13 protein-coding genes are annotated in these 12600 nt (G+C 29.6%); 9 read left to right on the plus strand and 4 right to left on the minus strand.

The window, feature by feature from the left end; all coding sequences use genetic code 11:
• Positions 1–18 precede the first annotated feature (18 nt).
• A complete protein-coding gene (locus tag L1S49_RS10380; protein ID WP_238904196.1) occupies positions 19–1086 on the plus strand; it encodes a substrate-binding domain-containing protein in 1068 nt (355 codons plus the stop codon).
• Positions 1087–1101: 15 nt separating this feature from the next.
• A complete protein-coding gene (locus L1S49_RS10385; RefSeq protein ID WP_238904198.1) occupies positions 1102–1725 on the plus strand; it encodes a DUF488 domain-containing protein in 624 nt (207 codons plus the stop codon).
• A 32-nt stretch (positions 1726–1757) separates the two neighbouring features.
• Here the strand turns inward: L1S49_RS10385 and L1S49_RS10390 are convergent, their stop codons facing one another.
• Positions 1758–3788, minus strand: coding sequence for a penicillin-binding transpeptidase domain-containing protein (locus tag L1S49_RS10390; RefSeq protein ID WP_238904201.1), 2031 nt, complete (start codon positions 3786–3788; stop codon positions 1758–1760).
• 156 nt (positions 3789–3944) lie between these two features.
• Here L1S49_RS10390 and L1S49_RS10395 point away from each other — a divergent pair, with 156 nt between their 5' ends.
• The 6 genes from L1S49_RS10395 (at position 3945) to ppaX (ending at position 8413) form a co-directional block, all read left to right on the plus strand.
• Positions 3945–4169, plus strand: coding sequence for a TIGR04540 family protein (locus L1S49_RS10395; protein ID WP_021802393.1), 225 nt, complete (start codon positions 3945–3947; stop codon positions 4167–4169).
• 107 nt (positions 4170–4276) lie between these two features.
• On the plus strand, positions 4277–4474 hold the full coding sequence (locus tag L1S49_RS10400; protein WP_021802392.1) for a hypothetical protein: 198 nt from the start codon (positions 4277–4279) through the stop codon (positions 4472–4474).
• Between the two features lie 122 nt (positions 4475–4596).
• On the plus strand, positions 4597–5754 hold the full coding sequence (locus L1S49_RS10405) for a glycoside hydrolase family 3 N-terminal domain-containing protein (protein ID WP_238904203.1): 1158 nt from the start codon (positions 4597–4599) through the stop codon (positions 5752–5754).
• Positions 5755–5842: 88 nt separating this feature from the next.
• A complete protein-coding gene (locus L1S49_RS10410; RefSeq protein WP_238904205.1) occupies positions 5843–6232 on the plus strand; it encodes a bacteriohemerythrin in 390 nt (129 codons plus the stop codon).
• Positions 6233–6284: 52 nt separating this feature from the next.
• Positions 6285–7700 (plus strand): glycogen/starch synthase, encoded by a 1416-nt coding sequence (locus L1S49_RS10415; RefSeq protein WP_238904207.1) that lies wholly within the window; start codon positions 6285–6287, stop codon positions 7698–7700.
• A 59-nt stretch (positions 7701–7759) separates the two neighbouring features.
• Positions 7760–8413, plus strand: coding sequence for a pyrophosphatase PpaX (gene ppaX / locus L1S49_RS10420; RefSeq protein ID WP_238904209.1), 654 nt, complete (start codon positions 7760–7762; stop codon positions 8411–8413).
• Positions 8414–8458: 45 nt separating this feature from the next.
• Here the strand turns inward: ppaX and L1S49_RS10425 are convergent, their stop codons facing one another.
• Entirely contained in the window at positions 8459–9727 is a 1269-nt protein-coding gene (locus tag L1S49_RS10425; RefSeq protein WP_238904211.1) for a D-alanyl-D-alanine carboxypeptidase family protein, read from the minus strand.
• Between the two features lie 121 nt (positions 9728–9848).
• Here L1S49_RS10425 and L1S49_RS10430 point away from each other — a divergent pair, with 121 nt between their 5' ends.
• Complete coding sequence (locus tag L1S49_RS10430; protein WP_238904213.1) at positions 9849–10466, plus strand: CoA pyrophosphatase; 618 nt, start codon at positions 9849–9851, stop codon at positions 10464–10466.
• Here L1S49_RS10430 and L1S49_RS10435 read toward each other — a convergent pair.
• Complete coding sequence (locus L1S49_RS10435) at positions 10463–11197, minus strand: type 1 glutamine amidotransferase (protein ID WP_021802385.1); 735 nt, start codon at positions 11195–11197, stop codon at positions 10463–10465. The two genes, L1S49_RS10430 and L1S49_RS10435, sit on opposite strands and share 4 nt — an antisense overlap.
• 11 nt (positions 11198–11208) lie before the next feature.
• A complete protein-coding gene (locus tag L1S49_RS10440) occupies positions 11209–12564 on the minus strand; it encodes a Mur ligase family protein (protein WP_181603701.1) in 1356 nt (451 codons plus the stop codon).
• Positions 12565–12600 lie beyond the last annotated feature (36 nt).

A 12600-nucleotide genomic window follows, 5' to 3' on the forward strand; every position in this document is an offset into this window, starting at 1 on the left:
TTATAGTTAGAGGTAAAAATGTATATATCACTACCAGATACTTTTTTAGTACCAATTTTTTATATTTGTAGCGAGATATTAGAAATCAAAGCAGTGGAATTATATGAATACAACTGGAGAAATCAATTTATAGATAGATATATTGGAAACAGACAAGGATCAATAGGAGTATCATTACCAAGTGAAATACAGAATAGGTGGGCAATAGATGGAAGAGCTATGGAAATGCAGGCTGATATGTTAGGAGTGCCACTTAAAGTTACTATAGCTGAAAATAATGCTAACAGGCAAAATGAGCAAATAGATGAGATGATAGATCAAGGAGTTCAAGTTCTAATAATAGCTCCTATAAATTCTAAAAGCTTAGCCCCTGTACTTGATAAAGCAAAAAAGGCTGGAATTAAAATTATAGCTTACGATAGATTAATACTAGATGCAGATATAGATGCATATATAACATACAGCAGCTTAAGGGTTGGGCAGATTCAAGGAAGATATTTAATAGAAAAAGCTCCAAGAGGAAATTATATAATTCTATTTGGGGATCCAGCGGATAACAATTCATCTCTGCTTAGAGAGGGAGCTATGGAGTATATAAGACCTCGTGTACTACAAAGATATATAAATATAGTAAAAGAAGCACCAGTTATTGATTGGAATCCATTAAATGCATATAATATAGTTAAAAATGCACTTGTAGAAAATAATAATAATGTAGTTGCAATATTATCCCCTAATGACAATATTGCAAGTGCTGTAATTAGAGCGTTGGACGAGCAAGGGTTAGCTGGAAAGGTATTAGTAACAGGTCAAGATGGAGAGTTAGAAGCAGCTCGAAGAATTGTAAATGGTACCCAAAGCATGACTGTTTTTAAAGATAGTAGAGAACTTGGAAAGGAAGCAGTTGATCTTGCTGTAAAACTTTCAAAAGGAGATCCTGTGGATGCTAGTACAACTGTTAATAATGGAAGAAAAGATGTTCCAACTATTTTACTCACCCCTGTGTTAGTTGATGAAAATAATTTAGATAGGGTTTTAATAGATAGTGGATATCTTGATAAAAATCAAGTTTACCAAAGATATTAGTAAGGAGTATAATTTATGAAAATTTATACAATAGGACATTCTAATTATTCTGTTGAAAAGTTAATAGATATGCTTAAAATTTTTAATATAGATTGCGTAATAGATATAAGGGGAACACCCTATTCAAAATACAATGTTCAATTTAATAAAGAGACAATAAGAAAAACACTTACTGATAGGGGTTATTTATATATCTATATGGGTAAAGAATTTGCAGCTCAAAGAATGAATAGAAGTTCTTATACAAAGGAAGGATATGCAGATTTTGAAAAAGCCATGAGAGATGAACATTTTTTGGAAGGCATAAAACGATTAAAAAATGGTTTAAATAAAGGATATAAAATAGCTTTAATGGGAGCTATGCAAGATCCTATTAATTGTCATAGAGCAATACTAGTAGGAAGAGCTTTAAGGGAAAAAGGTTTCGATGTTAAACATATATTACATGAAGGAACCTTAGCTTCTCAAGATGAATTAGAGGAAAGAATTTTAGAAAAATATTTCAGCACTAGAAATCAACTCACAATTGATGCTCTATTAGGGCAAGAGCCAACTAAAGAAGAGCTCATAATAGAAGCTTATAGGAAAAGTAACAGAGAAATTGGTTATAGAGTTGAAAAATTAAAAGATAAAAAATAGCTATACATTTTAATATGCATAGCTATTTTTTATTATGAACCTAAAGAATATTGAAGAACATTTTTTACTTTAGGTACAAGGTAATGTGTGCCTCCTATGGATTTAGTATCTTCCATCATCATTGCGATTACCATTTTAGGATTATCCATATTTATTCCAACAAACCAAGAATTCTCAGTACCTGCGGTATCTCCTTGATTTAATTTTATTTCAGCTGTACCAGTCTTTCCACCTATGTTAACTCCATTTATTTTAGCTAAATTACCTGTAGCTTCCGGACTATTTACAACTGCAATTAAATCATTTTTTAATATATCTATGTTATCCTTACTTATAGCATTTTCTTTCCATATCTTTTGAGGATTAGAATCACTAATTTCAATTATAGGATTCATTATATTACCATTATTAACTACTGCGCTATACATTAAAGCAGCGTGTAAAGGTGTAATTAAAAGTTCCCCTTGTCCATAAGCTGTATCTGCAAGAAGTTCATCGGTTTTTAAGGAATTGTCACTAGATATTTGATTTTTTGCCATAGGGTATGGGAAAGGTAAATCTTCACCTATACCAAAAGATTTAATTCCTTCTACAAACTTATCCTTGTCAACTTTTAATGCTTGTTGTGCAAAATAAATATTGTGTGAGTATATAAAAGCATCTTTAAGATTTACAGGTTTTCCAGGATCAACTGTAGTAGTTATAGTTTTGCCACCCCAAGAACTGTCTTTTTGCCAAGATGCTCCCTTAATATCTAATGCTTCATCTGGTTTTATAACTCCTTGATCTAATCCGATAGAAGCTGTAACAAGCTTAAATATTGAGCCTGGAGCATAGGAATTATTAAATCTGTTTACTGAAATATTAGACCAAGTTGAATCTATTTGTTTCTTCAATGTATCAGATCTATAAGTTACAAAAATGTTAGGATCATAAGAAGGTGAGCTAACTAATGCTAAAACTTCACCAGTTTTAGGATCTAGTGAGGAAGAAGCACCTTTTTTACCGCTCATTTCAGTATAAACTTTTTGTTGTAGTGGTAAATCTATAGTAAGTTTTATATTTTCACCAGGTGATGATTCCTTCTGAAGTATTGTAACATCTTTACCATCTCTTGTTGCGGTTAACTTAAATCCATCTGTTCCTTTGAGTCTTGTTTCAAAAACTTGTTCTAAACCAGCTTTGCCAATATTACTAGTAGAACCGTAACCTTTATCTGAACTTTTTTCAAGCTCTTCTGCAGTTATTGGAGCAGTATATCCTATTAATGACCCTATAGCTTCTCCTCCATTATAGATTCTTGAGGAAACCTCCATATATTGTACACCAGGAAGGCTGGTAGCTTTTTGAATTTTTTCTTTATCATTTAAGGAAATTTTAACTAGTGGAATAAACTCATCTAGCTTATTTTCAGCATCTTTAAACTTATCTTTTATAAAGTCAATACTTAAATCAAGTATTGAGGATAGGGCTTGTATATTAGAATCTTTAGCTGTAAGAAACTTACGTGGATGTATTCCAACAGAAGCCACTTTGCCGTTTGAAGCTAGCTTAGTTCCATTTCTATCCATAAGTTCTCCTCTGACAGCAGTTATTCTTTGAAATTTTACCTTTTCTCCTTTTTCTAATTCAGGAAGTATAAGTTTTTCACTCCACTTAATTTTCCATGGATTAGATTTATCATTTGATTTAGTTAAATCTAGTGAATAGTCAGGGAGGTCTATTTCACCAAAATCACTGTTCATTGATAATGTAAAAGGGATACTAACTGTACTTTCTTTAGTTTTGTCTACAGTAGATAACTCCTCAGAGGATATAGATATGTCTTTTGATCCTAAACTTCCTAATATATTAGTATACTTATTTACAAAATCATCTTCGCTAATATATGATTTTGAGTCTTCATCTAATAACGTATATATTGATTTGTAATCTTGTTTGTTTAAATAATCTTTTAAGTTATTAAAAACTGTTGATGGTTTCTCTTTTTTTGAACATCCGAGAACCATTACAGAAATTAGAGATATAATTAATAACAAAGATATTTTTTTGAAATTTTTCACTTTACTTCCCCCTCAATAAATTAGTCTAACTTAAGTTTAACATAAGATATTAAAAAAAAACAATTTTATAACTTAAGAAAAATATAGAAGTAAATTGAAATTTAGAATATTATAATATATAATATTCTAAATTAATGAAATACAAAGGAGTTTAAAATGAGAACAGTATATAAAAACCCAAAGGAATTAGCAACATTTTTAAAGGATTCAATAGACTCGTATTTAGAAAATCTTATTACCTATGAAAAGTTAGAAGAAAGAGTAAAAAAGATTATTGATTCTAATGGGGAGAGAGTGTATAAGAATGGAATAATATCTCCACAACTTGCCAAGGTTTTAGGAGATTCAAGGATAGAAATAATGGATAAAATAGCTAAATAATACAAGACACCTTAGGGTGTCTTTTTTTACGAATAAAACGAATATGAGAACAAATGTTTGCATATACTTTTAATATAGTTTATAATATATTAAAGAGGTGATTAGTAATGGATATAATAAAAAAATCTATAGAAAATCATAAAGCTGTTACAATTATCTACATGGGTAAAGACAATAATATAACTAAAAGAAATATAGATGTATTAGGTGTAAATGATGAAAATATTAAAGCCTTTTGCCACTTAAGAAATCAAGTTAGATATTTTAAAAAAGATAGTATTTTAGCAGCTGAATACACTCATTAGAGTGTATTTATTTGTGAAATTAAAATGAAATAATTCAGTATGCTTATGATATTTTAGCTGAAAGTATAGAATAAACAAAATATACATAACCTAAGGAATATTAATAGTGAGGAGAATAAAGTATGAATAGATTACTAAAAGTTTTTCTTTCTTTTGTATTGATATTAACCTTAGGGGGATGCAGTATAGCCAAAGATGAGGTTCAAAATATAGATTCTTATCAAGATGTAATAAAAGACAAAGTAAAGAACATGTCTATAGAAGAAAAGATTGATCAGATGATGATGTTATCCATTGATAATGTGGTTGATAACGGGAAAACAATAAGGTTCACGAATGTGAATGAAGAAACTAAAAATTTTTTGAATAAGCATCAGTTAGCTGGAATTATATTATTTGAGTATAATATGGTAAATAAAGATCAGACCCAAAAGTTAACTAAAGATATTCAAGCCTTAAGCAAAGATAATAAGTTTTTTATAGCAGTAGACCAAGAAGGTGGAAAAGTAAGTAAAATACCTACGAGCAATAAAACAAAAAGTGCAAGAGAAATAGGAAATACGAAAGACTCTAAAAATGCATTTATAGCTGGAAGCACTATTGGAGAAGATTTTGAAACTTTAGGATTAAACTTAGATTTTGCACCTATAATGGATGTTGATACTAATCCTAAAAATCCAGTCATAGGAAATAGAGCTTTTAGTAGTGACGAAAAGGTTGTAGCTGAGTTTGGAGTTGAATTTATAAAAGGACTTAAGTCTAAGGGAATATTAGCTACTGCTAAACATTTCCCAGGACATGGTGATACATCAGGAGATTCTCATAAAGAGCTCGTTAAAGTAATTCACGCAATAGATAGAATTGAGAAAGTTGAATTATATCCATTTAAAAAAGCTATAGAAAACAATGTAGATATGGTTATGGTAGGGCATATAATAGTGCCTGCATTAGATGATGATAAAACCCCTGCAACATTATCTAAGTCTATGATAACTAGCTTATTAAAAGAGAAAATGGGGTTTAATGGAGTTGTTATAACAGATGCTTTTAATATGGGAGCTATAGCTAAAAACTATAATATAAAAGATGCAGTTGAAAAATCTATAAATGCAGGAGCAGATATTATTTTGATGCCAGTCACAGTAGTTCCAGGCGGCAATGAAAAAGATTATGAGGAACTTGTAACTTATATAAAAGATAAGGTTATAAAAGGAGAAATATCGGAAGATAGGTTAAATGATGCTGTTAGACGTATTTTGATTTCTAAGGAAAAGATTTAGATAGTGAAAAAGATTGTAAATTTTTGATGAATAAAATCACTGAATAATATAATTGTAGTATAATACTGTAAGGGAGAGTGGTAGTATTATGGTACATTGGAAAGAGGAATATGTAATTGGTGTTGAACTTATAGATGAACAACACAAAAAGCTAATCGAAATAGCTAATAAAGTTTATGAATTGTTAAAAAATGATTTTTTAACAGATAAATACGATAGGATTGTTGAGGTTATTGAAGAACTTGCAAACTATACAGTATTTCATTTTAAGTCTGAGGAAGAATATATGCTTAGTATAGGGTATAAGAAATTTTTATCTCATAAGGTTGAGCATGATGAGTTTATTGATAAAATAAATAGTTTTGATTTAAGCAAGATAGATGAAAGTCAAGAAAAACATCTAATAGATATATTAAACTTCATTATTACATGGATAGATGAACATATTATCCAAAAAGATAAACTAATAAATTCTTAAAATTTATAAAAGGGCTGTATGGCTCTTTTTTTATCTAAAAGGGAGTGAATTTATGAAGGTTCTATTTGTAACTGCCGAAGCATATCCTTTTGCGAAAGTTGGAGGTCTTGGAGATGTAGCTTTAGGACTTACTAAAGCTTTAAAGGATAAAAATATTGATATTAGAATTATAATGCCTAAGTATAAATTTCCTAAATACTTTCGTAAAAAGATTAAAACTGTAGCTAAGTATGAGACGTTTATAGGGTGGAGAACAGTACCTTGTGTATTAGAACATTGCAATTATAAAGGAATAGATTATTATTTTATAGATAATCCGGATTATTTTTATAGAGAAAAAGTGTATGGTTATGGAGATGATGATGAAAGATTTATATTTTTTTCTAAAGCAGTATTAGAAGGGATAAGATATCTAAAGGACTTTGTACCAGACATATTACACTGCAACGATTGGCATTCATCTATGGTTATACCATTAAAAGATATTTATTATAAAGAAGATAGATATAGAAATATTAAAACCCTCTTTACTATTCATAATCTTGCTTATCAAGGGCAGTTTGGTAAAGATACTCTTTGGATGCTTGGAATAGATGAAGAAAGGTATTATACTGAAAAAGAACTAAAGCATAATGAAGGAATTAACTTTATGAAATGGGCAATTAATAAAAGCAATATTGTAACAACAGTAAGTCCAAGTTATTTGAAAGAGGTTAAAGAAAAACATTATGGATTTGGTTTGGAGAAGGTTTTGAAAGATAAAGATGAGAACTTTTTAGGTATACTTAATGGAATAGACTATAATCTATTTAAAGTTCCTATAGAGAAGGGAAGTATACAAGATTTAATTAAATATAAAAAAATAAATAAAAGAAAACTTCAAGGAAAGTTAAATTTAGTTGTAGATGAAAACACACCTATAATATCTGTAATAAGTAGATTGGTAAGTCAAAAAGGAATTAATTTATTAATATCTAATATTCATGAATTTATTGATAGGGGTATGGAGATAATTGTTTCTGGAACTGGAGAAAGGTATTATGAAGAAGTATTAATGGAATTAGAATCAAGATACAAAGGAAGGGTAAAAACTATAATTGATTTTAATATAAATTTAGCTAATGAAATATACTTATCTTCAGATTTGTTTTTAGCTCCTTCAAAGTTTGAACCTTGTGGATTGACTCAAATGATATCTATGAGATATGGAACAATTCCAATTGTGAGAGCAGTAGGTGGATTAAAGGATAGTGTAGAAGAATTTAATTTTTTAACAGAAAAGGGTAATGGATTTGTTTTTAAGGAATTTGAATCAAGAGATATGTTAGATAGTCTAGATAGAGCTTTAGATGTATACAGAAATAAAAACTTATGGAACAAGGTTGTAGAAAATGCATTTTACTCAGATAATAGTTGGAATAGGGGTGCAGAAAAGTACAAGGATATATATGATAAGTTGAAGAAATAGGTGTTATAAGGTATAGTTATATTTATTGAGAATAACTTTAACGAAGGAAGGGGATTTTTATGATAAAAGCAGTTTTATTTGATTTAGATGGAACAATACTTGATACTAATGAGCTTATTTTGACTTCCTTTAGAGAAGCATTTAAAAAAGTATTAGATATCGAACCTTCAGACGATGAAATATCAAGACTATTTGGGAAGCCATTAGTTCAATCATTGATACCTTATACAGAAGATAAGTTGGAAGAATTAGTTACGACTTATAGAGGGCTTAATGATGTTAAACATGATAGTATGTGTTATGCATTTCCGGAAGTGAAGGACATGCTCCAAGAACTTAAAGGAATGGGGATTAAACTTGGAATAGTAACTTCTAAAAGAAAAATAATGGCAGATAGAGGATTGAAAATAGCAGGAATATTTAATTTGTTTGATGTAATTATGACACCTGAGGCGACGGAAAAGCATAAACCAAGTCCAGAACCAGCTATAGAGGCTTGTAGGTTATTAGGAGTTGATCCTTATGAGACTATAATGGTTGGTGATGCAACTTTTGATATAATCTGTGGAAGAGATGCAGGGTGTAAAACTATAGGAGTTAGATATACAGTGGTTCCAATAGAGGAATTAATAAGCTCTAACCCAGATTATCTTATAGATAGTCCAATTGAGATAGTTAAGATAGTAAAAAGTCTAAAGAAAAAAATAGTGTAAAATGAAATGCCATAGCTCGATTAGACTAGCTATGGCATTTATTTATTAAAAATATCTTCTTTTTCTACGTCTGCTTTTTGCAGTTAATAATAAATATGTTAAAGTAAATACAACTATTAAAACACCTAAAGTAATTAAATAAGTTACAATGTTAGTTTTAATAAGAGTAAAGGTACTTATATTTATTTTTCCTACATATTTTTGATTATAATCTCTAATAGAAAAGTTAACTTCAGTTTCAGGTTTAGCAGCCAAAGACCAGGCGTCTTTTCCTTGAACATCTACAGCTACAGTACCTTCATTTTTGTTAATATCATTATCATATATAGTTATATCTTTATCTACTAAAACACTTGCTTCAACTGTTTTCTTTGGTCCAAAGAATTTAAATGCCTTATAATCAACGTTAACTTTAGCAACTTCGGTACCAGAAGAGATGTAGGATGTTTTTTCTGCAGCGTAACTATAGTTTATTAAAGATTCCATATCTTTAAATACTTGAGGATTATTAATATCTTTACCAGAGTTTAAAACAACTCCAACTATCTTTCTTCCATCTCTTTCATATAAAGCAACTAAACATCTTCCTGCTTTTGTGGTAAAACCAGTTTTACCACCTATACATCCATCGAGTCCTAAGTTTTCATTTCTATTGTCAACTTTAAACTCAGCAGTTTTGTTTATAGTTATAGTGGCTTTTTTAGTTCCCATTACTTCTTTTACCCAATCATTATGGTAAGCAGCTTTTCCTATAGTAGCTAAATCAAAAGCAGTAGTGTAATGACTATCTCCATTTGGACCATCATCAACTCCATTAGGTGTTACAAAATTAGTGTTTTTAAGGTTTAATTCTTTAGCTTTATCATTCATCATCTTGATAAAGTTATCAGATGTACCCCCTACAGCATCAGCAACCATGTAAGCAGAATCATTAGCTGAGTACAATAAAAGTGCGTTCATAACATCTGCTGCTGTCATAGTTCCACCAATTGGTATGGGTTGGAAATTAGTATTTAAAGAGTAAGCTGGCTGAGCCTTTGCCTCCTCAGTATATTTAATATCATCATTTTTAGATTTGTTTTCAGCAAATAGTAAAGCTGTCATAAGTTTTGTAGTACTTGCTGGATAAGCCTTTGCATCAATATCTTTAGCATATATTATTTCGCCAGTTTCATAATCAATAGAAATAGCTGAGGTTCCTTTTATACTTGGAGCTTGTAGTTTCTCTACAGCATGAGCTTTAGTTATAAAAGGCGAAATTATTGTTAAAGATAGTGTTAATACTAAAGTAGAAATTAAATTCTTGCGTTTCAATGTGTCATCTCCCTATCGTATTAATATTTTTAAAATTATACTTTTAAATTTTGGCATTTATAAGTATAACATTATTATAGTATAATAACAACTGTAAAAATAATTACCAAGGAGATACAAAATGGATACAAAATCAATAAAAACATTGCTACAGAATAGAGTACCAAAAGAAATTGGTAGTTATAAAAGAAGTTCGGTTATGATTCTTTTATACGAAGAAAATGATGAGATTTATTTGATATTGGAGAAGAGAGCGTTAAATCTTAGACACCAACCAGGAGATATTTGTTTGCCAGGAGGAAAAATCGAAGAGGGAGAAACTCCTATAGAGGCAGCTATTAGAGAAACGGTTGAGGAGCTTGGAATAGATAAGGAAGATTTAGAAGTATATTCTGCTATGGATTATCTTATTACACCTTTTTCAGTAATAATGTATCCTTTTGTAGCTAAAATAAAGGAGCTCAAGGATACCTATAGTAAGGATGAGGTAGATTCATTAATTAAGATACCATTAAAGTTTCTACTAGAAAATGAACCTATATATCATGAAGGAGAGTTAATAGTTGATAGGGGAGAGGATTTTCCTTATGATCTCATAAGAGGAGGAGAGGGATATAAGTTTTCAAAATGTATGTATGAAACCTACTTCTATGTATGGGAAGACGAGGTTGTCTGGGGACATACAGCTAGAATTATTTATGCACTTATAAAAATACTAAAAAAGAATAAACCAAGTTAAGCTGGTTTATTCTTTAAAGAGTTTATTACATTTTCTTTAGCTTTTAATTCAAAGGAATCATCTAAAGGAGTAAGGTCTATTTCAATTCCTTTGTGAGCTAAAGCATTTTTAATTAATCTATCTGCAAATTCAGGATTTTTAGAAAGAAGTGGTCCATGAAAATAACTTCCGTAAGTATTTTTATAAATACACCCTTCCATACCATCTTCACCGTTATTACCATAACCTGTGATACATTTTCCAAGAGGTTTTAATCCCTCACCTAGATAAGTTCTTCCAGAGTGGTTTTCAAATCCTACATAGGTCTCATTAAAATCTTCATTATGAATCATAGTATTACCTATAAACCTATTATCTCCACCTTCTGTATAAAGGTCTAAAATATTTAAGCCATCTAACTTTTCTCCATTTGGTGCAGAATAATATTTTCCTAAAAGCTGATATCCGCCACATATAGATAAAAAAACTTTTCCATCCTCTATATAATCTCTTATGGCATCCCTTTTTTCTCCAGTTAAATCTCTTGAAACAATGGATTGCTCATAATCTTGACCGCCGCCAAAAAACACTATATCATATTCATCTTTCATAAAAGGTTCATCTAAAGAGAGATTTATTATGTTTACATTAATTCCTCTTTTTTCACATCTGTGTTTCAATATTAATATGTTTCCTAAATCACCATATACATTCAATAAATCAGGGTAAAGGTGACAAATATTTATTTCCATAACTAAACCTCCTACCAAAGTTTTTCTATATATCCTTTTGAGTGAAGATATTTTCTATAATTGATCATAGCAGTGTAAGTAGCTAAAATATAAATGTTTTTACTTTCACTAGCTAATATAGAACTTGTAAGTCCTTCATAATCCTCTTTAACTATAAACTTTTCATCATTAAGACCAGCTATTTTAAGTCTTAGAGCCATATCATACATTCTTATTCCGGAGATGAATATATCCTTTAAGTTAAGGGTATTTAACTTTTCAAAGTGAACATCCCATATCCAAGATACATCTCTACCATCAGCATAATTATCATTAAGCAAAAAGGCTGCTGAGAATTCGTCTTTATTAAGACAAAGAGTATCTATAGCTTGATTATATCCAGCAGGATTTTTAACTAATATTATTTTAATTTCCTTATTGTTTATAGTTAATGTCTCTTGTCTACCAAAGCTTGAGGATTGATTACCTAGTGATTCAATTATTTTTTCATCCTTTAAATCAAGTTCCTTAGCAATAGAATAAGCACATAAACCATTGTAAATATTATAAACACCAGATTGAGTTAAAACCACTTCATTACCATTAAAGGTTATTTTAGAACTATCTGCAGTAAGTTCTAGAATGTTATCAACACTATACTTAAGTTCTTCTCTCTTAAAATCACATTCTGGACAATAATAATCACCTAAATGATTGTAGGTAATAAAATTATAAGAATAAGGAGCTTTACAGAACTTACAGAACTTAGCATCAGCGTTTATATCTATTTTATTATCATCATTAACAGAAGCATTAAAACCATAATAAACTTTAGGATTTGGTAAATCTAATCGTCCAAGTAGGGACTCGTCTCCATTTAAAACTAGGGTACTGTTTGGAACCTTCTTAATTCCTTCAAGAATTTTTTCTAAGGTTGTATAAACTTCGCCATATCTATCTAATTGATCTCTAAATAGATTTGTTATTGTTATTATATCAGGAGAAATATGTTCAGTTATAAACTTAACATTAGCTTCATCAACTTCAATTACAGCATATCTTAATTCTTTAGAGAAGAACTTGTAGTTTTCAACAAAACATGAAACTATTCCAGATAACATGTTGGCTCCAGTACTATTAGTAACTACAGAAAGACCATTGTTTTTTATGATATTAGTAATCATAGAAGTAGTAGTGGTCTTACCATTAGTACCTGTTACAAGGATTACTTTATAATTTTTAGCTATATCTTTTAATATTCTTTTATTTAACTTTAAAGATACTCTACCAGGAAAATTACTTCCTCCCTTAAAGAGCTTCTTGGATAAAAATATTGTTGTTTTACCGGCTATTATACTAATTAAAGACTTAATATTAATTTTGCCCACCACCTTTAAAAATCTTTTAACATAATTTATATACAC

Origin of the sequence: Clostridium sp. YIM B02506 (assembly GCF_022324845.1) — a bacterium.
Classification (GTDB): Bacteria; Bacillota; Clostridia; order Clostridiales; family Clostridiaceae; genus Clostridium_T; species Clostridium_T intestinale.

Bases quoted from the DNA above. Each gene is read 5' to 3' on its own strand.
- L1S49_RS10380 (WP_238904196.1), top strand. From the start codon at position 19: ATGTATATATCACTACCAGATACTTTTTTAGTACCAATTTTTTATATT.
- ppaX (WP_238904209.1), top strand. From the start codon at position 7,760: ATGATAAAAGCAGTTTTATTTGATTTAGATGGAACAATACTTGATACT.
- L1S49_RS10405 (WP_238904203.1), top strand. From the start codon at position 4,597: ATGAATAGATTACTAAAAGTTTTTCTTTCTTTTGTATTGATATTAACC.
- L1S49_RS10430 (WP_238904213.1), top strand. From the start codon at position 9,849: ATGGATACAAAATCAATAAAAACATTGCTACAGAATAGAGTACCAAAA.
- L1S49_RS10395 (WP_021802393.1), top strand. From the start codon at position 3,945: ATGAGAACAGTATATAAAAACCCAAAGGAATTAGCAACATTTTTAAAG.
- L1S49_RS10415 (WP_238904207.1), top strand. From the start codon at position 6,285: ATGAAGGTTCTATTTGTAACTGCCGAAGCATATCCTTTTGCGAAAGTT.
- L1S49_RS10385 (WP_238904198.1), top strand. From the start codon at position 1,102: ATGAAAATTTATACAATAGGACATTCTAATTATTCTGTTGAAAAGTTA.
- L1S49_RS10410 (WP_238904205.1), top strand. From the start codon at position 5,843: ATGGTACATTGGAAAGAGGAATATGTAATTGGTGTTGAACTTATAGAT.
- L1S49_RS10400 (WP_021802392.1), top strand. From the start codon at position 4,277: ATGGATATAATAAAAAAATCTATAGAAAATCATAAAGCTGTTACAATT.
- L1S49_RS10435 (WP_021802385.1), bottom strand. From the start codon at position 11,197: ATGGAAATAAATATTTGTCACCTTTACCCTGATTTATTGAATGTATAT.